28 protein-coding genes are annotated in these 23980 nt (G+C 66.1%); 13 read left to right on the top strand and 15 right to left on the bottom strand.

The genetic code is table 11. The features are described 5' to 3' along the window. Positions 1–132: 132 nt before the first annotated feature. Positions 133–1509 carry an aspartate aminotransferase family protein gene (locus tag EV580_RS24525; RefSeq protein WP_133694430.1) on the top strand — a complete coding sequence of 459 codons (1377 nt, stop codon included), beginning with the start codon at positions 133–135 and terminating at the stop codon, positions 1507–1509. A gap of 25 nt (positions 1510–1534) precedes the next feature. Beyond that, complete coding sequence (locus EV580_RS24520) at positions 1535–2677, top strand: ABC transporter ATP-binding protein (RefSeq protein WP_133694428.1); 1143 nt, start codon at positions 1535–1537, stop codon at positions 2675–2677. Here EV580_RS24520 and EV580_RS24515 read toward each other — a convergent pair. Then, on the bottom strand, positions 2674–3327 hold the full coding sequence (locus EV580_RS24515) for a TetR/AcrR family transcriptional regulator (protein WP_133694426.1): 654 nt from the start codon (positions 3325–3327) through the stop codon (positions 2674–2676). The two genes, EV580_RS24520 and EV580_RS24515, sit on opposite strands and share 4 nt — an antisense overlap. Before the next feature lie 115 nt (positions 3328–3442). Between EV580_RS24515 and EV580_RS24510 the strand changes: the two genes are divergently transcribed. Together EV580_RS24510 and EV580_RS24505 are read left to right on the top strand one after the other, a co-directional pair. Then, positions 3443–5065: a phytoene desaturase family protein gene (locus EV580_RS24510; protein WP_133694424.1), complete on the top strand. Its 1623-nt coding sequence runs from the start codon at positions 3443–3445 to the stop codon at positions 5063–5065. After that, positions 5062–7113 (top strand): acetate--CoA ligase family protein, encoded by a 2052-nt coding sequence (locus EV580_RS24505; protein WP_133694423.1) that lies wholly within the window; start codon positions 5062–5064, stop codon positions 7111–7113. The genes EV580_RS24510 and EV580_RS24505 overlap by 4 nt, the downstream gene beginning before the upstream one ends. Here EV580_RS24505 and EV580_RS24500 read toward each other — a convergent pair. Then, on the bottom strand, positions 7110–7457 hold the full coding sequence (locus tag EV580_RS24500; RefSeq protein WP_133694421.1) for a cupin domain-containing protein: 348 nt from the start codon (positions 7455–7457) through the stop codon (positions 7110–7112). The genes EV580_RS24505 and EV580_RS24500 overlap by 4 nt on opposite strands. A 19-nt stretch (positions 7458–7476) precedes the next feature. After that, positions 7477–8673 carry an NAD(P)/FAD-dependent oxidoreductase gene (locus EV580_RS24495; protein ID WP_133694419.1) on the bottom strand — a complete coding sequence of 399 codons (1197 nt, stop codon included), beginning with the start codon at positions 8671–8673 and terminating at the stop codon, positions 7477–7479. A gap of 66 nt (positions 8674–8739) precedes the next feature. Between EV580_RS24495 and EV580_RS24490 the strand changes: the two genes are divergently transcribed. The 3 genes from EV580_RS24490 to EV580_RS24480 all read left to right on the top strand — a co-directional run bounded on the left by EV580_RS24490 (position 8740) and on the right by EV580_RS24480 (position 12328). Then, complete coding sequence (locus EV580_RS24490) at positions 8740–9912, top strand: acyl-CoA dehydrogenase family protein (RefSeq protein ID WP_133694417.1); 1173 nt, start codon at positions 8740–8742, stop codon at positions 9910–9912. A gap of 161 nt (positions 9913–10073) precedes the next feature. Then, positions 10074–10463: a hypothetical protein gene (locus EV580_RS24485; RefSeq protein ID WP_133694416.1), complete on the top strand. Its 390-nt coding sequence runs from the start codon at positions 10074–10076 to the stop codon at positions 10461–10463. A 47-nt stretch (positions 10464–10510) separates the two neighbouring features. Further along, positions 10511–12328, top strand: coding sequence for a carboxypeptidase-like regulatory domain-containing protein (locus EV580_RS24480; RefSeq protein ID WP_133694414.1), 1818 nt, complete (start codon positions 10511–10513; stop codon positions 12326–12328). Positions 12329–12339: 11 nt separating this feature from the next. Here the strand turns inward: EV580_RS24480 and EV580_RS24475 are convergent, their stop codons facing one another. Together EV580_RS24475 and EV580_RS24470 are read right to left on the bottom strand one after the other, a co-directional pair. Beyond that, positions 12340–12813: an SRPBCC family protein gene (locus tag EV580_RS24475; protein ID WP_133694413.1), complete on the bottom strand. Its 474-nt coding sequence runs from the start codon at positions 12811–12813 to the stop codon at positions 12340–12342. A gap of 14 nt (positions 12814–12827) precedes the next feature. Beyond that, on the bottom strand, positions 12828–13886 hold the full coding sequence (locus EV580_RS24470; RefSeq protein WP_133694411.1) for an NAD(P)H-dependent amine dehydrogenase family protein: 1059 nt from the start codon (positions 13884–13886) through the stop codon (positions 12828–12830). Between the two features lie 84 nt (positions 13887–13970). On the opposite strand from EV580_RS24470, the gene EV580_RS24465 reads away from it, so the two are divergent. Further along, the gene (locus tag EV580_RS24465) at positions 13971–15170 is read left to right on the top strand and encodes a lipid-transfer protein (protein WP_133694409.1); all 1200 of its coding nucleotides are present in this window, start codon (positions 13971–13973) and stop codon (positions 15168–15170) included. Positions 15171–15392: 222 nt separating this feature from the next. Here EV580_RS24465 and rpsR read toward each other — a convergent pair whose 3' ends face one another. The 4 genes from rpsR to rpmB are packed head-to-tail and all read right to left on the bottom strand — an operon-like array spanning position 15393 to position 16342. Continuing rightward, a complete protein-coding gene (gene rpsR, locus EV580_RS24460; RefSeq protein ID WP_166654875.1) occupies positions 15393–15641 on the bottom strand; it encodes a 30S ribosomal protein S18 in 249 nt (82 codons plus the stop codon). Then, complete coding sequence (rpsN, locus tag EV580_RS24455; protein ID WP_133694406.1) at positions 15635–15940, bottom strand: 30S ribosomal protein S14; 306 nt, start codon at positions 15938–15940, stop codon at positions 15635–15637. Before rpsN ends, rpsR begins: the two co-directional genes overlap by 7 nt. 1 nt (position 15941) lies before the next feature. After that, positions 15942–16106 carry a 50S ribosomal protein L33 gene (gene rpmG / locus EV580_RS24450; protein ID WP_102808864.1) on the bottom strand — a complete coding sequence of 55 codons (165 nt, stop codon included), beginning with the start codon at positions 16104–16106 and terminating at the stop codon, positions 15942–15944. Continuing rightward, positions 16106–16342 (bottom strand): 50S ribosomal protein L28, encoded by a 237-nt coding sequence (rpmB, locus tag EV580_RS24445; RefSeq protein ID WP_133694404.1) that lies wholly within the window; start codon positions 16340–16342, stop codon positions 16106–16108. Before rpmB ends, rpmG begins: the two co-directional genes overlap by 1 nt. 111 nt (positions 16343–16453) lie before the next feature. Between rpmB and mrf the strand changes: the two genes are divergently transcribed. Genes mrf through EV580_RS24430 form a run of 3 tightly spaced genes read left to right on the top strand, consistent with a single transcriptional unit; the run spans position 16454 to position 18171 of the window. Beyond that, positions 16454–17650, top strand: coding sequence for a ribosome hibernation factor-recruiting GTPase MRF (gene mrf / locus EV580_RS24440; RefSeq protein ID WP_133694402.1), 1197 nt, complete (start codon positions 16454–16456; stop codon positions 17648–17650). Further along, positions 17647–17901 carry a type B 50S ribosomal protein L31 gene (locus EV580_RS24435; protein WP_133694400.1) on the top strand — a complete coding sequence of 85 codons (255 nt, stop codon included), beginning with the start codon at positions 17647–17649 and terminating at the stop codon, positions 17899–17901. Before mrf ends, EV580_RS24435 begins: the two co-directional genes overlap by 4 nt. Further along, positions 17902–18171, top strand: a complete 270-nt coding sequence (locus EV580_RS24430) for a WhiB family transcriptional regulator (RefSeq protein ID WP_133694399.1) — start codon at positions 17902–17904, stop codon at positions 18169–18171. Here EV580_RS24430 and EV580_RS24425 read toward each other — a convergent pair. From EV580_RS24425 to EV580_RS24420, 3 genes are read right to left on the bottom strand one after another with little or no spacing between them, the layout of a single operon-like run. After that, entirely contained in the window at positions 18155–19783 is a 1629-nt protein-coding gene (locus EV580_RS24425) for a long-chain fatty acid--CoA ligase (RefSeq protein ID WP_133694397.1), read from the bottom strand. The two genes, EV580_RS24430 and EV580_RS24425, sit on opposite strands and share 17 nt — an antisense overlap. Positions 19784–19829: 46 nt before the next feature. Then, positions 19830–20183, bottom strand: a complete 354-nt coding sequence (locus tag EV580_RS34340) for an alpha/beta fold hydrolase (RefSeq protein WP_286171844.1) — start codon at positions 20181–20183, stop codon at positions 19830–19832. Further along, positions 20143–20835 carry an alpha/beta fold hydrolase gene (locus EV580_RS24420; protein ID WP_286171843.1) on the bottom strand — a complete coding sequence of 231 codons (693 nt, stop codon included), beginning with the start codon at positions 20833–20835 and terminating at the stop codon, positions 20143–20145. The genes EV580_RS34340 and EV580_RS24420 overlap by 41 nt, the downstream gene beginning before the upstream one ends. A gap of 59 nt (positions 20836–20894) precedes the next feature. On the opposite strand from EV580_RS24420, the gene EV580_RS24415 reads away from it, so the two are divergent. Continuing rightward, on the top strand, positions 20895–21230 hold the full coding sequence (locus tag EV580_RS24415; protein ID WP_133694395.1) for a YnfA family protein: 336 nt from the start codon (positions 20895–20897) through the stop codon (positions 21228–21230). 48 nt (positions 21231–21278) lie between these two features. Here EV580_RS24415 and mbp1 read toward each other — a convergent pair whose 3' ends face one another. After that, a complete protein-coding gene (mbp1, locus tag EV580_RS24410; protein WP_133694394.1) occupies positions 21279–21509 on the bottom strand; it encodes a microaggregate-binding protein 1 in 231 nt (76 codons plus the stop codon). Positions 21510–21771: 262 nt separating this feature from the next. Between mbp1 and EV580_RS24405 the strand changes: the two genes are divergently transcribed. After that, entirely contained in the window at positions 21772–22083 is a 312-nt protein-coding gene (locus EV580_RS24405) for a hypothetical protein (protein WP_133694392.1), read from the top strand. Here EV580_RS24405 and EV580_RS24400 read toward each other — a convergent pair. Then, positions 22080–22466, bottom strand: a complete 387-nt coding sequence (locus EV580_RS24400) for a nitroreductase/quinone reductase family protein (RefSeq protein WP_133694390.1) — start codon at positions 22464–22466, stop codon at positions 22080–22082. The genes EV580_RS24405 and EV580_RS24400 overlap by 4 nt on opposite strands. Before the next feature lie 21 nt (positions 22467–22487). After that, positions 22488–23627: a YncE family protein gene (locus EV580_RS24395; RefSeq protein ID WP_133694389.1), complete on the bottom strand. Its 1140-nt coding sequence runs from the start codon at positions 23625–23627 to the stop codon at positions 22488–22490. Positions 23628–23980 lie beyond the last annotated feature (353 nt).

Here is a 23980-nt window from a genome sequence, read left to right as displayed (position 1 = left end):
GCGCCTCCGTGGTTTCGAGTCTTCTCGAGTCTTGTCTGCACCTTGGACTCTGGCATAGACTGAACGCTCAGTCAATAGATGTCGCGGCGCTTCTTCGCAGGTCCGCACAGCAATCGAGTGGAAGGTTTCCCCGTGGCTTCGCCGATTATCGAGAGCCCGGTTCACGACGCGGTCGACCAATTGATCGCCGATGAGGAGAAGGTGTTCCTGGCGCGCCAGCCGCGCAGCACCGAAATGATCAGTCGCGCACGCGAACACCTCGCGGGCGGGGCGACGTCGAACTGGCAGATCGCCCAACCGCAGGCGGTCTGGATGAGCCACGGTGCGGGTTCCAAGGTCTACGACGTCGACGGCACCGAGTACGTCGACATGCACGGCGGCTACGGCGCATCCATCGCCGGGCACGCCCATCCCGCGATCGTCGACGCCGTCAGCAGGCAGGTCCGCCGCGGTACCCATTTCGCCCAGCCGACCGAGGACGCGATCTGGATCTCCGGAGAGTTGGCCCGCCGGTTCGATCTGCCGTTGTGGCGCTTCGCCAATTCCGGGACCGAGGCCACGATGGACGCCGTGCACCTGGCCCGCTCGGTGACCGGGCGGGACCTCATCATCAAGGTCGAGGGCTGCTACCACGGCCATCACGACTCGGTGGAGGTCTCGGTGCTGCCGGAGGCCGATCAGGTCGGCCCGCGCGATCATCCGATCGGCGTGCCCGGCAACAGCGGTATTCCTCAGGCGATCCGAGATCTGGTTGTGGTGGTGCCGTTCAACGATCCCGAGGCGGTCGCCCGGGCGCTGGCCGAGCACCGCGGACAGGTGGCGGCGATGATCGTCGAGCCGGTCATGATGAACGCCGGCATCATTCCGCCCGACGACGGCTACCTGGCCACGATCCGCGACCTGGTGCACGCCGAGGGCGCCCTGCTGATCTACGACGAGGTCAAGACCGGCTTCACCACCGGGCCCGGCGGCATCACCGCGATGTCGGGCGTGACTCCCGACATCGTCTGTCTGGCAAAGGCTTTGGGTGGCGGTATCTCGGTCGCGGCGATCGGCGGCAGTACCGCCGTCATGTCGGCGATCGCCGACGGCAGTTACGAACAGGTCGGCACCTTCAATGGGAACCCGTTGGCGATGGCGGCCACCAGAGCCACCCTGGCCGAGGTTCTCACGCCGGCCGCCTACACGCGCATGGAGGCCCTGGCTCAGCGACTTCGCGGCGCTTTGGAAGCGACGGTGACCGAACACGGTTACGGTTGGCACGTGGTGAGTGTCGGGGCCAAGGGTTGTGTGACGTTCAAACGCGAGCCGGTCCACGATTTCCGCGACTTTCTCCAGATCGACGACCGGTTGGGCCATCTGCACTGGCTCATGCAGCACAACGGCGGTGTCTTCCTGCCGCCTTGGGGCAAGGTGGAGCAATGGCTGCTATCTGTTCAGCACGACGAGGCCGACGTAGACCGCTTCGCCGCGAACTTCGCCCGGCTCGCTTCGGCGGTGGCGGCCTGACCGCCTGCTGTGCGGAGGGCCGCCGGTGACCGGCGGCGCGATCCGCCTGCACCAGCTGGCGAAGGCGTTCGACGGAGTTCCCGCCGTGACGGGTATCGATCTGGATATTCCGGCGGGACAGTTCTATTCGCTTCTGGGCGCCTCCGGGTGTGGTAAGACCACCACGCTGCGGATGATCGCCGGATTCGAGAAGCCGGATTCGGGGCGCATCGAACTCGACGGCCGTGACGTCGCGCAGGATCCGCCGCACAAGCGTCCGGTCAACACCGTGTTCCAGACTTACGCACTGTTCCCGTTCATGACGGTCTGGGACAACGTCGCCTTCGGTTTGAAGTACCAGAAGACGTCCAAGGACGAGACCAAGCGCCGCGTGGGCGAAGCACTGGATCTGGTCCGGATGAGCGGGTACGCCAAGCGCAAGCCCACCCAGCTGTCCGGCGGTCAGCAGCAGCGGGTGGCACTGGCCCGAGCACTGGTCTTGCAGCCGCGGGTGTTGCTGCTCGACGAGCCGCTCGGCGCACTGGATGCCAAGCTGCGCAGGCAACTTCAGCTGGAGTTACGAGCGGTGCAGCGCGAAGTCGAGATCACGTTCGTCTACGTGACCCACGACCAGGACGAGGCGCTGACGATGAGCGACCAGATCGCGGTGCTGGCCGAAGGGCGCGTCGAGCAGGTCGGTCCGCCACAGGAGATCTACTCCGCTCCGGCGACCACCTATGTGGCCGGATTCCTCGGTGCGGCAAATATTTTCGACGCCGACGTGCTGCAGAATGACGACGGATCGGCGTTGTGTTCAGCACTCGCGACCCGGCTGGGCGCCGCGGTGGACACCTCATGCCAGCCCGGCCCCGCCGCCATCGTCATCCGCCCCGAACGCATCACGATTCAGTCCCCCGACGACCCGGTCTCCCCGGGGCACAACGCGATCAACGGCACCGTGGCGCAGGTGGTCTATCACGGGGCCTCGACTCAGGTTCACGTCAACGTCGGCGAGCCCACCGCGCTCGTCGTCGACGTCCCCAATCAGTCCGGGCCCGGCTCGGTGGCCTACGCCGCCGGGATGGCGGTGACGTGTGTGTGCACGCAGGACGCGGTGCGGGTGCTTGCGCGAAGCGCCGCTACCGTCGTCACCGATCCTGCGGTGGAACTCGTCGCCAACCCGGCTTAGCGGGAGCGCCTGCCCCGGCCGGCCGACACCGGACGGCGCTTCTCCCGCGGCAGATCCAGTTCCCGCTCGGCGAAGCGCATCGCGATGTCGTAGGCCACCTTCGAGTCGACCTCCGGATCCTCCAGGGCGACCTGAATCGACAGACCGTCGAGCAGAGCGGAGAACTCCAGGGCGAAGATCCGCGCGTCCACGTCGGATTCCAGCTCGGCCGATTCCACCGCGTCGACGATCATCCGCCGCCAGCGCGCGTCGAGCTCCACTCGGCCCGCCTTGACCTCGTCGTGCCGGAAGGCCTGCGCCCACAGGTCAAACCACAGACCCCAGGCGCCGGGGATCTCGTTGGTCCCCTCAGGAACGCAGGTCCATTGGATCAGCAGCGAGAGCCGGTCGCGCAAGGACGGCACTTCGGCCAGCATCTGTTCGGCCGCCTCGTAGAACGATTCCTCGGAGTAGCGCAGGGCGTCCACGAGCAACCGATCGCGGGTACCGAAGTAATAGATCACCAACGCCGAGCTGACGCCGGCCCGCTTGGCGACATCGGAGATCCGCGTCTCGGAAAAGCCGCGCTCGCAAATGAGCTCAGCTGCGGCGCGCAACATCTGGATGCGCCGCGCCTCGTTGTTCTCGGTCGCCGGTGCCGGATCTGCCATCGTGTCGTACTCCCCTTCAGCCGTGCCTGCGCTGGCACTTGTTGAAAGCCTAACACTTGGTTAGATTGAACAGTCAGTCAAAGATGCCCGTTCGGGCTGACGAAAGTGGAGCGCCATGTCGAACACCTACGACGCCATCGTCATCGGCGGCGGACACAACGGACTGGTCTCGGCCGCCTATCTCGCACGCTCGGGCGCCAAAACCGTCGTCCTGGAGTCACGGGGTGCGCTGGGCGGGGCGGCCACCACAGAAGCGCCATGGGAGGACGCACCGCATCTTCGGGTCACGCGGCTGTCGTACGTGATGAGTCTGATGCCGCCGACGATCGTGCGGGATCTCAGCCTCGAGCGTCACGGCTACAAGGTTCACCCGATGGGCCCCTACTACCAGGCATTTCCCGAGGGCGGCTCGCTGACCATCTACGAGGACGACCCGGCCCGCACCCATGAACAGCTGGCCAAGTTCTCGAAGAAGGACGCCGACACCTGGCCCAAGTGGAACGCCTGGCTGGAGGGCATCGCCGATGTCATGGGTCCGCTGCTGACCCAGGTGCCGCCGAACATCGGATCGCACAAGCCCGCCGATCTCTTCGAGCTCGCGAAGCTGGGCTGGAGCCAGCGGGGCATGACCACCCGGATGATGGGTGACGTCACCCGGCTGCTCACCATGAGCATCGCCGACCTGCTCGACGACTGGTTCGAATCACCGCAAATCAAAGGGGCACTCGCCGTCAACGGCGTCATCGGCACCTGGGCCGGACCCTACGAGCCGGGCACCGCCTACGTGATGGCCCATCACTCCATCGGCGACGTCGGCGACGGCCAGCTCGGCAGCTGGGGCTACCCCGAGGGCGGCATGGGCGCGGTCTCGGAAGCCATCGCGCGCTCGGCGCGCAGCTTCGGTGCCGAGATACGGACCAAAGCCCGGGTGTCGAGGATGCTGGTGCGGGGCGGGCGCGTCGAAGGCGTGGTCCTGGAGAACGGCGACGAGCTGCGTGCCCCGCTGGTCGTCACCACACTGCACCCGAAAATCGCCTTCCTGGACCATATTCCGCGGGGCGAACTGCCTGCGGAGTTCGTTTCCGACATCGAGCACTTCAAGACCCGCAGCGGTGTCGTCAAGATCAACCTCGCCCTGGGCGAGCTGCCGAATTTCACCGCCGATCCCAGCGACGGGCAGGCCGAGCATCACACCGGTTCGGTCGAGATGGCGCCGACGATGGAGTACATCGAGGCCGCGTTCCAGGACGCCCGGGTCGGTAGGCCCGCGCTGATGCCGTTCAGTGACGGCGTCATCCCCACCACCCTGGACAAGACCCTGAATCCCGATGGCACGCACATCATGTCGCTGTTCACCCAGTGGGTGCCCGCGGCTTGGGCCGACGCCCCGCACACCGAAGAACTGGACGCCTACGCCGACCGTCTGATCGACCTCTACGACCAGGTCGCTCCAGGATTCAAATCCTCCATCCTGCATCGCGACATCGTCGGGCCACACGAGATGGAGCAGGAGTACGGCCTCATCGGCGGCAATATCTTCCACGGCGAACTCTCGCTGGAGCAGCTGTTCCACATGCGGCCCGCACCGGGCTACGCCGACTACCGAACGCCGATCGCGGGGCTCTACAACGGAAGTTCAGGCACCCACGCCGGCGGCGGCGTCTGCGGCATTCCCGGCTGGCAGGCAGCGCGAGCCGCGCTGGCAGACACCAAGAAGAAGCGTTTCCGCAGGCGATGACCGACAGCCGCCGGGCGGCCGTCGCCGCCATGCTGGGGGCCCGCTCGGTGGCACTCGTCGGGGCCAGCCCAAAACCGGGAAGCTTCGGCGAGCGGATGATCATCGAGGCGCGCCGTAGCTCTGCGCGCATGCATCTGGTCAACCCGCGCTACGACATCATCGACGGGCTCGCCTGCGCACCATCGCTCGCCGCGCTCGATCAGCCGGTCGATCTGGTGCTGCTCGGCGTACCCGATGCCGCATTGGTCGACGAGCTGAAAGCCGCTGCGGCAGTGGGTGCTCGGTCCGCGGTGATCTTCGGCTCTGCGCACGGTACCGCGTTGCGGCAGGCCGTCGCGGAGACCGCGACCGAGGCCGGGATGGCGGTGTGCGGCGCGGGCTGCATGGGATTCGTCAACAACGCCACCGGACTGCGCGCGCTCGGCTACCTCGAACCCGATCCGCTACCGCCGGGCGGGGTTTCCCTCGTGACACATTCGGGGTCGGCGTTCTCGACCATCCTGCGGGCGCGGCGGGGGTTCGGATTCCGGCTGGCGGTCTCGTCGGGCCAGGAACTGGTCACCGACACTGCCGACTACGTCGACTACATCGTCGACGACCCGGGCACCTCGTTGATCGCGCTGCTGCTGGAGACCCCGCGATCGGTGGGCCGGCTGCGGGCCGGGCTGCGCCGTGCCGCGCAGCGCGACATCCCGGTGGTGCTCCTGCCGGTCGGCCACTCACCCCGCGGACGCGCGATGGTCGCCGCGCACTCCGGCGCGCTGGCCGGCGATGCCGCGGGCTGGGAGGCATTCCGTGCCGAGACCGGCGCTGTCCGGGTCTCCGACATGGCCGAATTTGCGGATACCATCGAACTTTTCGAGGCGGGTAGGCGCCGCACGCCCGGATCACACGGGATCGCCACGGTGCACGACTCCGGGGCCGAACGAGCGCTGTGCGCCGACATCGCCCACGACCTCGCCGTGGACTTCGCCGAATTGGCCGCCCCGACGCTGGCCGCGATCGGCGAGCTGCTCGACGACGGCCTGTCCCCTGCCAACCCGCTCGACGTCTGGGGCACCGGTGCCGACACCCGCGAGCTGTTCGGCGGCTGTCTGCGCGCGATCGTCGACGACCCCGGCGTCGCGGTGACCGCACTGGCCGTCGACCTGGTCACCGAATTCGACGACGACACCGCCTACGCTGACGCCGTCCTGGACATCGCGGCCGGCAGCGATGCCCCACTGGCGGTGCTGGCATCGGTACCGTCGGCCATCGACCCGCCGACGGCAAAGCGACTGCGCGATAACGGTATTCCGGTCCTCGAAGGCACCCGCAGCGGTATCGCGGCCCTGGGGCACCTCGCGCGCTGGCCGCAACCGGTCTCGGTGGCGGCCCCCGAGATCGACAGCGAGCGTGCACAGCGCTGGACGGCCCGGCTGGCCGAACCCGGCTGGGACTCCCCCACCGCGTTCGCGCTGCTCGCCGACTACGGCATCCCGGTCACCCAGTCGCGTACCGCCCACGACGCCGCCGAGGCACTCGCTGCCGCGGCGAATGTCGGTTATCCCGTCGCACTCAAAACTCTTGGTAGCGAGCACAAGAGCGACGTCGGCGGGGTGGTTCTCGGCATCAGTGACCGCGAGTCGCTGTGGGTGGCCTATGAGGAGCTGGCCGCGCGATTGGGGCCTGATGTCAGCGTCGACGCGATGGCCCCTGCGGGTGTGGAGATCTCGCTGGGCGTGGTGCGTGACGACAACTTCGGCCCGCTCATCGTGGTGGCCGCGGGCGGCACGCTGGTGGAGCTGCTGGCCGATCGCGCGGTCGCCTGCGCGCCGGTGACTCACGAGGCGGCCGTGGCACTGCTGCGGTCGTTGCGCACCGCGCCGCTACTGGCCGGCTGGCGCGGCGCCCCGCCGGTGAATATGGACGCATTGGCCGACACCATCGTCGGATTCTCGCAATTGGCAGTCGAACTCGGCGATCACCTCGACGCCGTCGAGGCCAACCCCGTGATCGCGACACCCAATGGGGTGGTGGCCGTCGACGCCTTGGTGATCCCGCGCTAGAAGATCGCGTAGGCCTTGCGCAGGGTCTCGTGGATCACCCAGGTGCCGGTCCAGCCCAGCGGGAAGACTGCGAGGTCGCCGGCACCGACCTCACTGGGCTCACCGCCATCGGGGGTGACGGTCATCCGCCCGGACACCACGTAGATCACTTCGTTCGTGTCAAGCGTCCAACGTGACGGGCCTGGGGCACATTGCCAGATGCCGCCCGACTTGTCGCCGTCGACCCAGACCTCGAGCCCGTGCGTGGCCATCGGATCGCCGGTGGCCTCCTCCAGCGGACCCCAGTCCTCGAGTTCGGCATCGGCCGCATTGGCCAGGACGGCGGTCAGAACTGCAGCGGTCATAGCACCAAAACCTTTCGCATCAAGCGTGTTCGGGGAACGGAAGAGAAATCGGCTCGGGCTCCAACCGACTGTTTCCGTCGGCGTCGAAGCGGTCCAGCCCGAGATCGGTCAGGTCGAGCCAGTCACATTGGCCGGTGAGCGTGACGTCGGCGGCCGCCTCGGCCACCGCGGGACCCCACATCATCCCGTGCCCGGCCGCGCAGGCCACCACGGTGCCATCGACCGGACCGTCGTCGGTGAGCAGCGGACCGAGGATCGGCAGATGATCGTTCGTGTAGTCGATCGTCGCCGCCCAGGTGCGCCGAAGCCCCAGCCCGCGCACCGGCGGGAACAGCGATTCGATACGGGCCAGCGCCTTCTGGTAGTAGGTCCAGTCGAACTCTCTTGCCTCGCCCGGTTGTTCGTCAGGGTTGCTCATCCCCCACAGCACGCCGCCGTATTCGCCTGGCCGCCAATAGATTCCCTCACTGACATCGAAGACCATCGGCAGTTCGTCGATGTTCGCGTCACGCAGCGGTTCGGTGACCACGACCTGGTGTCGGGTACCGCCTGCCGGGATCCGGCCACCGGCCGTCACGCCGACCTCACCCAGCATCGGGCCACCGGTGAGCACCACCAGATTGGTGTCGATTGGACCGTCGGCGGTGTCGACACCGATCACCCTGCCCTGCGCCACTCGCAGCCCCGTGAAGGCACACCGTTCTCGGACATCGACCCCGTGCGCGGTCAGCGCGGCGGTGTAGGCCAGCACATTGCGCGGCGCATTGATGTACCCGTCGCCCGGCGCGTACGAGCCGCCGGCCGTCACGCCCGGAGCCAAACCTGTATTGCGGCCGTCGATATCGGAGCCCGACAACCATTCGACCGACAGGCCGAGGCTGTGCTGCAGCGCGATTCGCTCGCGCGCCTGCTGCACCTCGAAATCCGTGAAACACGGCATCAGATAGCCCTGCGCAACGAAGCCGCAATCGAGCGGATAGCGGTCCCCGCTGGCGCTGTAGAACTCCTGGCTGCGCAGGCCGAGGCGGATGGCGGTCTCGGTCCCACCTTGCGCGCGGACCATGCCCGCGGCACGGCTACTGGCGCCGTCGCCCAGCGTCTGGGCTTCGAGCAGCACGACGCGGCCGGCCCCGCGTTCGGCTAGCTGGACCGCCGTCCACGCCCCGACTGTTCCGCCTCCGACGACCACGACGTCCGCATTGCGACTGCTGGTCATACCTCAAGACCGTGGCATAGACTGAACGCTCAGTCAATAGCTTCCAGCGAGCAGAGAGCACCGCGAATGTACGGGTTGACAGCCGAAGACCTACGGATCCGCGAGACCGCGCGCGAGTTCGTCGACACCCTGATCCCCTACGAAGCCGAGGCTGAAATGGCGGGCGGCCAGCTGCCCAAAGAGCTGACCGCCGAACACCACGCCAAGACCATCGAGCTGGGCCTGTACGCGACCAACATGCCCGCCTCCGTGGGCGGTCCGGGATTCACTGCGCTGCAACAGGTTCTGGTGCAGGAACAGGTCGGCCGGTGCACCAACGGGATCGCCTGGGTGATGCACACCCCGCCGCAGTGGTGGGCCGAGGTGGCCACCGACTACCAGAAGCAGCGCTGGCTGCTGCCCGCGGTGCGGGGTGAGAAGCACGAGGCCTACGCCATCACCGAGGAATTCGCCGGGTCGGACGTATCGGCACTGGAGACCACGGCGCGCCTCGAGGGCGACGAGTACGTCATCAACGGGATCAAGTGGCACGTCACGTCGTTCAACCTGGCCGAGTACGTCTTCGTCCAGGCAGTGCTGGTGGGCGGGCCGCACGAAGGCGACCACGTGCTGTTGGTGGTGGACCTGCCGTGGCCCGGGGTGGAGGTGGTGCGAACGCCGCACTATTCGCACAACATTCCCGACGAGCATCCGATCGTGTCGTTCACCGACGTGCGGGTGCCGGCCAGCCACCTGGTCGGCGCCGAAGGCGAGGGCATGCAGTTCACCCAGGACTGGTTCCGCTTCGAGCGGATCATGGTGGCCTCCCGTTGCGTGGGAGCCGCCCAGCGCCTGGTCGACGAGATGACCGCCTTCGCATCCGAACGCATCGTCGACGGCAAACCACTCGGTGAGCATCAACTGGTGGCAGGCATGCTTGCCGACAGCGCCACCGAGCTGTTCGCCGCACGCAGCCTGCTCTACGAAGTGGCCCGCGGGATCGATGCCGGGCTGGATCGCAAGGCGCTGCACGGGCAGGCGTCGATGGCCAAGCTGTACTGCTCGGAGATGGCCGGCCGGGTCGCCGATCGGGCCGTCCAGGTCTTCGGGGGGCGCGGCTACATGCGCGAGAACGTCGCCGAGCGGATGTTCCGCGAGCTGCGCGTCGAGCGAATCTGGGAGGGCGCCAGCGAGATTCAGCGCATCATCATCGGCCGCCAGCTGATGCAGCGCGGACCGGCAGCGGTGCTGGAGCCTTAACGCAACAACACCCACACCCCCTGTTCACGTACTACCTGCCCATCCGTAGGTAAATAGTCCCCGTAAATAGCAGCTCCAGAGGCTATTACGGCGCGCCTGCTCGTCGGCGTGACATAGTTACGTTCTACTATGCATGCAATTGATTCGGACGGAGCGGTGTGATGGCGGGCAGCGACGGCGGTATGACCTGTGGTTTCCGCCCTGTCATCGCCACGTTCGTGCTGATCGTCATCGCGTCTGTCGAGCAGATCTGGGGACTTCCAATGCCGGCACCAAGAACCGAAGTCGTCGGGCCATCGAGGCTCATCGGCCCGAGCACCGATGAACCGGTGCTGACCATCGTCGAACTCTGGGGAGTATCACCGAATGGCGACAACGATTTCGGCCAGGCGGCCGCGGTCGCGGCTTCGATGGGACAGCCGATGCCGCACGCGTCGCCGCTGATGCGCGCTGTCCGCAAACTGATACGGCCAGTGCGAGCGCAACGACTCTTCAACTGGAACAGCAGGTTTCGGGGAGCGAACCCTGGATCGGAAGGCGAGACCTCTTGATGCTTCACGGTTCAGTCCGGCGCAGGCTGCTGTCGATCCTGCTCGTCATGACAACGACCGTCGCGGCCGTCGTGATGAGCCCGCCAATCGTCGCGTCGGCGGACCCATCCCCCTCGCTCGAGCCCTTCGAAGTCGAACGGGTGCTGAGCTTCTCCGTTCCGCCGGGCGTGACCGTCGACTCTGCCGACATCGCACCCGACGACCAGCATCTCGTGGTCGAGGTCATGATATCGGGCAGCTCGCAGATCGCGACCACTGATCTCAATGGTGGTAACTACCAATGCATCTCGTGCGGCATGGCAACCAACGCCACGAAAATCAAGGCGATGGGTGACAGCAAGCGAGTGTGGTTTGCCAACACCTCCGGTCAACAGGGCGGCGGAGCCGGCCATATCGACTACCAGATTCTGGAGTGCGCCCCCTCGATCTACGACTGCCAGACCAAGACGAGTAAGAAAGTGCAGTTTCCGGCCGGCGGTAGCCTGTTGACCGGTCAGAACCGGGAAGCCAAACCAGACTGGTACGGCGAGTACGTCACCTGGAACGAAGTCAATCCCATTGAGGGAACCAGGATGAGCATCGCGCGACTCACTCTCAACGGCGACCAGTACGTACTCACCGATCAACGCATCTTCAACCCGTCTTGGGTGAAGAAGACCGACTTCGCCGCGGATCTCGCGAACGCCGCACACTTTTACGAAGGCGCCAGTTGGAACGATGGCGGACGAACCCTGAAGTACCAGACCACCAGCACCGGACTGAATTACGACATCTGGCTGCTCGACACAGCCACGGGCAATCGGCGCCCGTTGACCAGCGACCTCGACTACAACGAGGCAGGCGAAATCGCGCCTGACGGCAGAACCACTTACTTCAGTTCGGCACGCGGGCTGAATCGGATGACGGTCTTCACGCAGTTGGTCCGCCCCGCGCTGATCGACAGCGCCAGCTTCGGTCAGATTGGGCGGGTAAGTCTCTGGAACAACCGACGATGCATGAACGAGCCCTGGCTGATGAACACGGCGATCGGTCAGCAGGAGGACGGATACTCGGGCCAGCCGATCGTGATCGACCCGGCTTGGACCATCCGCGGCTGGAGCTGGTTCGACGATTCCACCCGAGCGCTTGTCAACGAACAGCCCGGCCCGGGCGGCAGTGGAAAGCAAACGCGGATAAGTATTCTCAAGTTTCCCGCCCGCACACCAACGGTGCCCCAAACGCCAATACACCAGGATCCGGCGAAGATCGCGCAATGGTCGGTTCCGGTCAAGGACTTCAACCCCCTGATGGGCCGCATTCGGCCGGTGCGGCTGTTGAAGGGGAAGTACTCGGGGACCGCCCTGCTGTCGTATTTCGGCGCGTACGCATCGGGCCGGTTTTCGGTCTCATACGCCCATTACTCTGACGATGGCGTGACGTTCCTGGACGGCGTGGAGACCGTCCTGGTGGTTCTGGCTCCGCTCACTGCAACCTGGAGCGCCAATCTGACGAGCTCTGGTGCTCGCAAAGGCTATCTGCGTGGATTGGTCGTCGTCGGACCGGATAGCAACTACCTGGGCGGCGTGGAGTCGGCCATCAACGGCGTGAAGCTCGCCGGCATCCCCACTCAGGCGAACTGTCCCGCGCGATCTCAGCCGCCGTTGTCGATCTCGTTTCCCGCCGGTGGGGGCCGAGTCTTGGTCACCGCCACCATTCCCGAGGATCCGCAGGCTCGACCGGTGCGCGGGGCAACCGTGTCGATAGGTCCTGTCACTGTCACCACCAACGACGAAGGTGTCGCGGTGATCCCGCTGATCCCGGGCGCAACGGTGTCCGCTCTCGCGGGTGGATTTCAATCGACGACACGTGTCGTCGGCGGCCCGTGATGCCGTCGGGCTCAACGCAGAAGGTAATCCGACAGCGTCGCCAGCGCCTTGTCCGCGTAGCCGCGCCAGATCCTGGCGAACACCGGCAACAATGGAGCGGTCAGCGCCGATTTCGGGTGCAGCGTCCACTGCCACGTCACCTTCGTTCCAGTGCCGTGCGGGCTGAATTCCCAGACTCCTTCGATGTGGTCGATCAGCGGTGACATCGCGCCGCGGACATCGGTGAGCGTGTAGCCGAAGACATGTGGGGCATCCACTCGGGTCAGTGTCTCCCGCATGCCGCCGCCACCGACCAAGGCGACGGTGCGGGTCTGCCCCGCCGCGGACCAGTCACCGGTCTGGTCGTGCACGGCCTTGATCGGCGGGATGGGGCCATACCAGCGGTTGAACAACGTGGGCAGCGGCATCGGCAGCGTTTTGGCGAACGCATCCGATACCGCGACGGGAATCGCGCGGGACTGCTCGACGACGACGGGATGAGCCATCCCGCCGATGATAGTCAGCGCGACAGCTGCGGCGCTGCGCGTCCGGTGATGAGCGGCAGGTCGAAGAAGGTGGCGATACCCGGCTCGGCAGCGCACGTCGCGGGAATGGAGTTGACACAGTGCGCGGCGGTGGCCACCACGCCCGGGTTGCTCACCAGCCCTTCCTCGACACTCTCCGGCTGCCAGCCCTTGACGGTGACGAAGGTGTTCGGGTTGCCCCGCACCTCCATCTCGTAGCGCTCCCCCGCCGGGCCGAAAGACCATGCGGGGTCCATGTTTTCCTCACCCATCAGCCAGTTGACGGTGATCCGGACGACGACGGTGTTCGTCACTACGGCATCCCAGTGGAAGCGCCGGCCCGCCACCTGGCCGGGCTCGATCACGCCCATCGGCGAGTCGATGGGCGCGGTCGCCACCGCGACTTCCTGGGAGGTGCGAATCTTGGGTTCGGCGGCGAACCCCAGGCGGTCGACGATCAGCCGAACCGATTGGAAGAAGCCGCCATTGAGCAGTTTCTGCATCGGTCCGGTCAGTGCGCTCTCCGGTGTTCCACCGAACCCCATCACGTGCCGCAGCACATCGGGGGCACCGTAGGTACGCAGGTCGGAATACTCCTCGGCGCGCACGTAGGTCACGCCGGTGGACATCACCGACAGGAGCAGCGGGAACAGTTCGGTGGCCGCACCCGGTCCGATGCCTGCGCCGTGCAGGGTGACATTGCCCTCGCGAGCCGCGGCTTCCAGCGGGGCGGCCTCGGATTCACTGGGGTAGAACCAGCCGATCGGGCTGACGACGTTCTTTCCCGACCGCAGGAGCGCGGTCACCTCGTCGAGGTTGGGCAGCAGCGGAGCGTAGATCACCACGTCGGCGTCCAGCGCGAGGATCTCGTCGAGACTGTTGGTGGCCGTCACTCCCAGCGGTTCGGTGCCGATGATCTCGCCGACGTCCTTGCCTGCCTTGTCGGCGGAATGCACCCAGCAGCCGGCCAGTTCGAGCTCGGGGTGTTCGAGCACACCCTTGATGGCCGCGACCCCGACTCCGCCGGTGGCCCACTGCACGACCCGCAACGCCATTGCTGCACCTCCGTGGGAAACTAGAACAGGTTCTAGGCGGTCTACACTAGCCGGATCGTCAGCGTGGACGGAAGGAATCAGGACATGGCCAGCGCCAAGAATCGCGTGTTCGTCGTCGGGGTGGGGATGACCAAGTTCGAAAAGCCGGGTCGCCGCGAAGGCTGGGACTACCCGCAGATGGCCAACGAATCCGGCAACAAGGCATTGGCCGACGCCGGCATCGACTACTCGCAAGTGCAGCAGGGCTACGTCGGCTACTGCTCAGGTGACTCCACCTCCGGGCAGCGTGCGCTCTACGAGCTCGGCATGACGGGCATCCCGATCGTGAACGTGAACAACAACTGTTCGACGGGATCGACCGCGCTGTACCTGGCCGCGCAGGCCATCCGCGGCGGACTCGCCGACTGCACGATCGCGCTCGGCTTCGAGAAGATGCAGCCCGGTTCGCTGGGCGGCGGCGCCGAGGACCGCGAGTCCCCGCTGATGCGCCACATCGTCGCGCTCAACGAGACCGATCCGATGGCGTTTCCGGTGGCGCCGTGGATGTTCGGTGCGGCCGGCCGCGAACACATGAAGAAGTACGGCACCACCGCGGAGCATTTCGCGAAGATCGGTTACAAGAACCACAAGCATTCGGTGAACAACCCGTACGCACAATTCCAGGACGAGTACACCCTCGATGACATCCTGGGCGCCAAGATGATCTCCGATCCGCTGACCAAGCTGCAGTGCTCGCCGACGTCGGATGGTTCGGGTGCGGCGATCGTGGTCAGCGAGGAGTTCGTCGACAAGCACGGCCTGGCCGGGCAGGCTGTCGAGATCGTCGGGCAGGCGATGACCACCGACTTCGCCTCGACCTTCGACGGCAGCGCGGCCAATATCATCGGCTATGACATGAATGTTCAGGCTGCACAACAGGTTTACGACCAGTCCGGGCTCGGCCCCGAGGACTTCCAGGTCATCGAACTCCACGACTGCTTCTCGGCCAACGAGCTGCTGCTGTACGAAGCCCTCGGCCTGTGCGGTCCCGGTGAAGCGCCGGCGCTGATCGACAAAGACGACACGACCTATGGCGGGCGCTGGGTGGTCAACCCCTCAGGCGGCCTGATCTCCAAGGGCCATCCGCTCGGCGCGACCGGCCTGGCGCAGTGCGCCGAGCTGACCTGGCAGCTGCGCGGCACCGCCGACAAGCGCCAGGTGGACAACGTCAGTGCCGCACTGCAGCACAACATCGGGCTGGGCGGGGCGGCGGTTGTCACCGCCTATCAGCGCGCAGAGCGCTGACGTCGATCAAGCGAGCAGGACCGACCGGCGAGCGGTCGGGCCAACACGGTTGGAGCATCGCAATCGCGCCGCCGTTGCGAGCCTGACATCCCTGCGGTCCGAGGAGACAGGGCGTGGACACCAGCATCCCGCCCGGGCACTCGCGGACCACTGCCCGCAGCGCGTCCAACGCTGACGTGCCCGCATCGCAACCCGTGCATACGACGACGGTGAACGGTGTGGTCATGCGGGATACGGCAAGAGCGCCATCTCCCTGGCGTTCTTGATGGCGGTCGCGACTTGGCGCTGCTGGCCCACCGTGAGCCCAGTAACCCTGCGCGATCGGATCTTTCCGCGTTCGGAGATGAACACCCGCAAGGTCGCGGTGTCTTTGTAGTCGACTTCGCTCAGCCCCAGACCGGTGAGCATGTTGCGCCGGGGCTTGGCCGCGTCCGGCGCTGGGCCGCGATTGCGATTCTTGGCCTTCACCAACTCGCCTTCCGCACTCCGGGGAGCTGGCCTTGGTGAGCCAGCTCCCGCATCCGCACCCGCGACAGCCCGAACTTACGCAGATGCCCGCGCGGGCGACCATCGACGGCGTCGCGGTTGCGCACCCGCACGGCGCTGGCATCCCTGGGTTGACGCGCCAGTTCCTGCTGAGCGCTTATCTTCTCGTCGGCTGAACTCTGCGGCGAGCGGATGATCCGCTTGAGCTCCGCGCGGCGCTCGGCATAGCGGGCCACGACGGCTATCCGCTGGTCGTTCTTGACGATTTTGGATCGCTTGGCCACCTCAGCGCTCCTCGCGGAACTCGACGTGGCGCCGGATCACCGGGTCGTATTTTCGCAGCACGATCCGGTCCGGGTCGTTGCGCCGGTTCTTCTTGGTCACGTATGTGTAGCCGGTACCTGCCGTCGACCGAAGCTTCACGGTCGGGCGAATCTCATTGCGTGCCATCAGATTTTCTGTCCTTCCCGGCGCAGCCGCGCCACCACTGCATCGATCCCGTCACGATCGATGATCTTGATGCCCTTGGCGCTGATACGAAGCCGGACGCGCCGCCCCTCCGAGGGCAGGTAGTACGTCTTGAGCTGGATATTGGGTGACCAACGCCGCTTGGTGCGGCGATGCGAGTGCGACACCGAGTTACCGAAACCCGGTGCGCGGCTGGTGACCTGGCACCGTGCTGACATCGAGGACCTTCCGTCTCGTTCTGTTATTGAAAATGATTTTCGACAAGCGCCGATTCGGACTGTAGCGTGTGCAGGGTACTAATGGAAATCGTTTTCAATATGGGAGGTGCGGTGCGGACGCCGGTACTGCTGGTCGCGGGCCAAGATGACACCGAATCCGTCGCCAGAAATCTGTTGCGACAAGAACGCACGGTGGTCGTCCATCACCGGTTCGACGGCCGCGTGGTGCACCGCATGGTGACCAGCGTGCAGGACGGCGTCCCCGTCACCGCCGACTGCCTCATCGAGTTGGAGCACGGCTGCGTTGCGTGCACGGTCCGCAACGATCTGCTGTTTCTATTGCGCAGGCTGCACCGTCGCACCGACGTGGACCGGATCGTCGTGCACCTCGCGCCGTGGCTCGAGCCCGAGCCGATCTGCTGGGCCATCAACCACGTCCGCACCCGCCTGGGTCTTGGCTACGTCGACGGCCCGGCGGCGCGCGATGTCGAAATCACCGGTGTCATCACCTGTCTGGATTCCTCGAGCTGGCTTGCGCAGACGTTGAGCGAAGACGAGCTGGATGACGGGCGCACCGTGGCCCAGGTCGTTGTCGGGCAGACCGAGTTCGCCGATGTCGTCCTGGCCCCACGGGTGGATCGCGCAGGCGTGGCCGTGCTGCGCCGGCTCGCTCCCCGGGCGTGGATCGTGCAACTGCCCGAACATGTCGAGGAGGCGCTCGCGAATCTGGACCGCGACGCCCGACGCGGTCGAAGCACCGATCCGCTCGGACCGCTGTTGGCGGGCGAACCGCCACTGGCCGTCGACGGCGAGGTCGCCATCATCGAATTCGCGGCAGCCCGCCCGTTTCATCCGCAGCGCTTTCATGATGCACTCGACGTCCTGCTGACCGGTGTGGTGCGCACCCGCGGCCGTGTCTGGCTGGCCAATCAGCCCGAACAGGTGATGTATCTGGAGTCCGCCGGTGGCGGTCTGCGGACGAGCGTCGCCGGGAAATGGCTTGCCGCGATGAGTGATTCAGAGATCGTCTACGTCGAACCGGAACGCCGCGCATTGGCCGGACTGGCGTGGGACGACCAGCACGGCGATCGCCGAACGTCGCTGGTGATCCTGGTCTGCGGAGCCGAGCATATCCAGATCCAGGAAGCCTTGGAAAGCGCACTGCTGACCGATGACGAGATGAACCATCCCCACTGTTGGCCCGACTACCCCGACCCGTTCGGTGACTGGCATGAAGAACCGTGCGCCGATGGCGCCTCGCACACCGAATCACCCACGTCCACAACCAACTACGGAGAGAACCGATGAAGCCCGGTATCCACCCCGACTACCGTCCGGTTGTCTTCCAAGACGCAACCACCGGCAAGACGTTCCTGACCCGGTCCACCGCCACCACGTCCCGCACCATCGATATCCAGACGGCCGAGGGCATGCGCACCTACCCGCTCGTCGTGGTGGAAGTCAGCTCGGATTCGCACCCGTTCTGGACCGGTGAGCGCCGGATCATGGACGCGGCCGGGCAAGTCGAGAAGTTCCGACGGCGCTACGGCCGGGCGTGAATGGCGTACTCGGACCCCGAGTGGCGCCTGCGGGCCCGATGCCGCGGGCTACCGCTTGAGATCTTTTTCGTCGCCTCCACCGAGAAGGGCGCCCGGCGGATGGATCACGAAGACGCGGCCAAACGGATTTGCCGGTCCTGCGCCGTGCGGCAGCGCTGCCTGTCCTATGCCATGGAAATTGATGAACAGCACGGCATTTGGGGAGCGACCAGCCCCAGAGAACGACTCGCGATGCGCGCAATCGCGCGCAGCGCTACTTCAGGTGCGTGACGTCGTAGACGTCGTCGGCGTGCCGGGCCCGGATGGTCTTCTTGTCATACTTACCGACGCTGGTGCGTGGGATCTCGTCGATGAACGTCCACCGTTCCGGCAACCACCACCGGACAACCTTGTCGGACAAGAAGTTCCGTAGCTCCTCCGGCGATACCTCGGCACCTTCCTGGAGCACGACGGCAGCAAGCGGTCGTTCCTGCCAGCGCTCGTCGGGTACGCCGACCACGGCGGCTTCCCGCACCGCGGGGTGGGCGATCAAGTGGTTCTCCAGTTCCACCGACGAGATCCATTCGCCACCGGACTTGATGACGTCCTTGGCGCGGTCGGTCAGTGTGATGTAGCCCTGCGGATCGATGCGGCCCACGTCACCAGTGCGCAACCAGCCGGACTGGAACTTCGACTCGTCGGTATTGCGATAGTAGGAGCCCGTGATCCACGGCCCGCGAACCTCCAACTCCCCCACCGCGTCACCGTCGTTGGGCAGTACCTCGCCGCCGTCGTCGACGATGCGGGCCTCCACCCCGCACATCGGCCGGCCCTGCGTGCCGCGGATCTCCCAGATCTTGTCCTCGGGCGTGTTCGGCGCCGGCCATGCCAGGGTCGCCATCGGCGAGGTCTCGGTCATCCCCCACAGCTGGCGGATCTGCACGCCGTACTGCTCTTCGAACGTCTTCATCAACGACACCGGCACCGCCGAACCGCCGCACGCCACCAGCCGCAACGACGAAATGTCATGGCCGGGATTGCGATCGAGGTGATTCATCACGTCGTTCCAGATCGTCGGCACCGCGCCGGCCACCGTGGGCCGCTGTGTCTCGATCAGATCCACCAGCGACTTGGCGTCCATGAAGCGGTCGGGCAGCACGATGTCGGCGCCAGCCATCAGCGCCGCGTACGGCAGCCCCCAGGCATTGGCATGGAACATCGGCACGATCGGAAAGGCCTTGTCCGAGAAGCTCAGTCCCATACCGTTGCCACTGCACACCGACATCGAGTGCAGGTAGCTGGACCGATGGCTGTACACCACCCCCTTCGGGTGGCCGGTGGTGCCGCTGGTGTAACACATTGCCGCAGCTGAGTTTTCGTCGATCTCGGGCCAGTCGAATTCGCACGATTCGGCGGCAGTCACCTCGTCGTAGCGCACGACCCGCTTACCCGACGCTTCCAGCGGGCCCAGATCTCCTGAGCCCACCGCGATCACGGTGTGCACGGTCTCCATCTTCGGCAGCACCGGGGCCAGGATCGGGGCCAATGAGAGGTCGGCGATCACCACCTGGTCCTCGGCCTCATAGGCGACGAATTCGATCTGCTCGGGGAACAGCCGGATGTTCAGCGTGTGCAGCACCGCCCCCATCGACGGCACCGCGACGTAGGCCTCCAGGTGCTCCTGGTTGTTCCACATGAACGTGGCGACGCGATCGTCGCCTTCTACGCCGAGGCGGCGCAATGCGTTGGCCAGGCGGCCGGCCTGCTGGCCGACCTCTCGGTAGGTGGCGTGCCGGTATCCGTCGCCGGTTGCGGTGGTCACCGTCCGGTCGCCGTGGACGGTGACGGCGTAACGCAGGATCGCGGCGACAGTCAGCGGAAAGGACTGCATGGTGCACTGCATGCGCCCGAATCTATCGTGGCGGGCAACGTCGCAGGCCGAAGATGGCTTACCCGGTCAAACGCAACCACCGAAGAGTGAAACGGCGACGGTGCGCGTGGCGGCGCGGTGTCGGCGACCGGAGCAGCTCGAGCTCGACAGGATCGGTCTCGTCGGATCCGAGCTCGTCGGCATCGGTGCGCCGGTTCACCGCGGCCAGCGCATGGCCGAGCTCGGCCCTGAGCAGCTGGCGCATCATGTCGGCGGCCTGGCGAGGATGGGCCAGCATCCAGGAATGGTGCGCGCCGGGCACGCAATACAACGACGCGTCGGCCCGCTCAGCCATGTCGTAGGCGTTGTCGAACGGCACCACACCGTCCCTCTCACCGTGCACGACGATCGTCGGCACCGCGTGGTCGCGCATCGTGGCGAGCTTGGCGGCGAAGTCGCCGGAACCGAGGAGCGCACGCAGCGCCCTGGTCAATCCCAGCGGCGCGCGGGCATTTCGGGTGAGCACGCCCCGTCATCAGCCGCGCATAGCCGACCAGCTCAGCAGTAGAAAGTCCCCTTGGGTCACCCTGGGCGTCGACGGCCGCGGCGACCAGACGGGCCGCGATCGCCCGTGGCGAGCGACGACCGGGAGCGATCGACTCGTCGAACGGCGCGCCGGCGGCCGCATTCAGCAGCACCGCGGCGAGCACCCGCTCGGGTGCCCGCGCCGCGAGGTCGACGATCATCCGCCCACCCATCGAATGGCCGAGGAACACGGCCTTGTCGATTCCGAGCACATCAAGGGCGCGCAGCGTCAGATCCACCCGGTCTTCGAGGGTGGTCGCCGCGGGAAGAGTCGGGGTGCGGCCGTGGCCGGCGGCATCCACCGCGATCACGGTGAAACCGAGCCCACCCAGCCGGCTCAGCAGACGAAGATACGCGCGACCGTTGAGCCCGTAGCCGTGCAGGAATACCAGTGGTACTCCGTGACCACCGGTCCAGACGCTGACGCGGTGCCCGTCCTCGAGGCGCAGCACCTGATGGCTGAGCCGGACGCGGCTGCGCGACGGCGCTGTCGTTGTCATCGAGTGGGGGTTCACCGCAGAACCGACTGGCACACTGTGTTCTTCGCTACTGTTCGGCGATGGTTGTGCTCAAATCGATCGCGTTGTTCGTCGCCGCGGCACTTCTGGAGATCGGCGGCGCCTGGCTGGTGTGGCAGGGAGTTCGCGAACACCGCGGCTGGCTGTGGGCCGGGTTCGGCGTAATCGCTTTGGGTGCTTATGGTTTCGTGGCCACGCTGCAGCCCGACGCGCATTTCGGCCGGATCCTGGCGGCCTACGGCGGCGTGTTCGTGGCGGGCTCACTGGTATGGGGAATGGCGGCCGACGGTTTCCGTCCGGACCGCTGGGATGTGACCGGTTCGCTGATCTGCATGCTGGGCGTGGCGCTGATCATGTACGCCCCACGCGGCGGCTAGCTCGCACAGGGACCCGGTCGGTGCACCGACCGGGTCCCGCGCTGCTCACTATTGGTTCGCCTCTTGGCGCTTCTCTTGGGCCTTGGCCTCGGCGCGAGCCTTGTCCGCCTCGGCTTCCTTGGCCGCGGCATCACGCTGAGCGTCGGCCTTGTCCTGCTGGGCCTTGCCCTCCTCGGTCAGGTCGTCTCGTCCGGTGACAGTGCCGACGGCCTCCTTGGCCTTGCCCTTGACGTCTTCGACGACGCCCTTGATGCCTTCTTCGGGTCCGCTGTTACCCATGAGTCCTCCTCAACTGGCTGTGGGTGCGTGCAGGACGCGGCGCGTGAGCACCCGTCGATCCTGCTGTGAAGGCGGCGTCACCCGCCCGGACTACGGGTTCCCGACGATTTCGGGGCTAAACAACCCCAGGCAGAAGGCAATTCGCTCGGGCCGCCGTGCTGATTTCTCTGCCAGCGAAAAGGTCCCCCGGTCGCGGAACGTTTCGCGCGGCAAGGACGATGTAATTGGAGGAATATTGGGGGCGGAAACGAGGAGGCGCGGTATGCGTACCGCATTGGCACTTGCCGCGATGGCGGCAGTCGGCGGCATCATCGCGGGCCCGGCCGCGACAGCGTGGGCCGATTCCGCACAAAGCACGATCAGCCAGCTGCAGCAGCAGGGCTACACCGTCAACATCGACCGCATCGGCACCGGTCCGATGTCGAAGTGCGTGGTCACCAACGTGCGCAATCCCCAGACCCTCACCCAGTGGGTGCCGTACACGGGTCCAGGCCGCAACGGCGACCGCACGATCCTGGTGCCGGTTGTGACCAGCCAGACGATCTCGGTGTCACTGGACTGCAGCGCGCACTAATCCAAATCGACGCGGATGGTGAGCAAGTTGTCTCCCATCGCGCGTACCGCGGCGCTGTTCATCCGCGGAAGGACGGCCAGCCTGGCCCGCGCATCGTCGTCGGGTAGCAGGGTGGCCGTGCCGCTGTGCCAGCGCCCACGAACGCGGACCCGCACTCGCGGGTCGGCCTCGATGTTGCGGACGTACTGCGATCGGTCGCCGAACTCCGAGACCAGCCAGAACTCGTTGCCGGCCAGCCGTCCCCCGATCGGGGTGCGGCGTGGTTGGCCCGATTTACGCCCGGTCGTCTCCAGCAGAGTCTGAATGGGGACCGCGCGCATCACCGGGTTGGCGATGTGGCGCTGGATGAGGTTGACGACGCGCTGCCGAGGAGTCAAAGCCATGACCCCATCGTGGCAGGCGGTTCAGGATGCCGCGATAGCCAACGGCGGCTGTACGGCCGCGGTGTCCAGACGCAGGGCGGTGATCGTCCCGGCGTAGTCGGCCGCGTACAGCCGGTTGCGCACCGGGTCGAGCGCCACGCAGGACAACTGCGGGCCGATCACGACACTGTCGACGATCTCGGTGGTGGCGGTGCACAGGACGACGATCTCGTTGCGATCGACGATGTAGGCGCAGTTGCCACCGCGGCCCAGGACGAGCTGAGTGGGCACACCGCCCATCGCGATGGTGTCGGTGACCCGGGCGCCCGCGACGTCGATGACGTGGATCGCGCCGCCGAATTCGGCGTCGCATCCGGTGCCAAACACTGTGCGCCCGTTGGGCATAACCGCGATGTCTCCGATCGATCCGTCGATCGCGATCACATCGCGGACCGCACGGCTCTTGGTGTCGACGATCGCCAGCAGGCCACCGGCGGGGGTGGTCAGCGACGCGAACAGGCGGGCGCCGTCGGCGCTGATACACAGCGCCTCGACGGAAGCTCCTGGTGCGGCCGGGATCTCGATGGCGGTGACGGCACCGGTCTCGATGTCGACAGCGGCGATGTCGACGGTGTCGCCGGCGGTCCGCGCGACATAGAGCACATCAGCGGTCGGGCTGACCGCCATTCCGCCGGCCGTCATCTCAAAGGTCTTGGCCGCCAACGGCATGCCGGTGCGGGTGTCAACGGCAACCACCGCGTCCACGTCGTTGGAGGCTGCGCTGACATACGCGCGGTCGGCGACGACCACGGCGGCGTAGGGCTCGGACAGGCCGTCGATGGTGGCGGTCACCGTCAGAGTGGCAGCGTCAACGACACAGACGACATCGGCGCCATAGTGCGCGGTGACGAGGAAGCGGCCGTCAGGGCTGACAGCCATGTCGCTGACCGGGCCATGGCCCGGGGCCAGCTTCTTGGCGACGGTGACGACCGGCGCCGCGATCGGCTCGGTCAGCGGTTCCAATTCGGCGCCGCCCAGCAGCTGCGGGAGCAGATCACCGATCGGCGAGCGCCGGATCGAGGGCAGCGACGACAGCCACAGCGGGCGTTCTGCGGCGACCCGCTCGGCCACCGCAACACCGGTGCCTTTAGACCCTTCCGTCACTCCCGTTGTGTTTGCCATGAGCTCGTACCTCCGTCGGCCTTGATGTGGCCGCGTCTTGTTTTAGTCAGTTCCGCGTTACCTGGTGGTAACGGCCTGCGTCGAGTGTAGCGACGACATTGACAGAGAATTAGGGCCTTTCGGCACACCAATTCGCAGCACGCCACAAATCTCAGTAAGTGCTAAGGCGACGATCGTTATCAATTCGTTGCAATGGGGTTCGAGACAAACAAAAGTGCACGTTGACGTGCAGATTTGGTTGAATCCAAGATCACAAGTCACGCGCTTGAAGATCTACTGGGCTTAGATTTTCTTATCTCGGCGGAGCCAAAAGAGGCCGAAATCACAATGCCTCAGTCGCGTCTAAATTATTA

The sequence above is a fragment of the Mycobacterium sp. BK086 genome, from assembly GCA_004362315.1.
Taxonomy (GTDB): Bacteria; Actinomycetota; Actinomycetes; order Mycobacteriales; family Mycobacteriaceae; genus Mycobacterium.
Note: the sequence above shows the minus strand (reverse complement) of the source record. Positions and strands in the feature narration are given on the sequence as shown.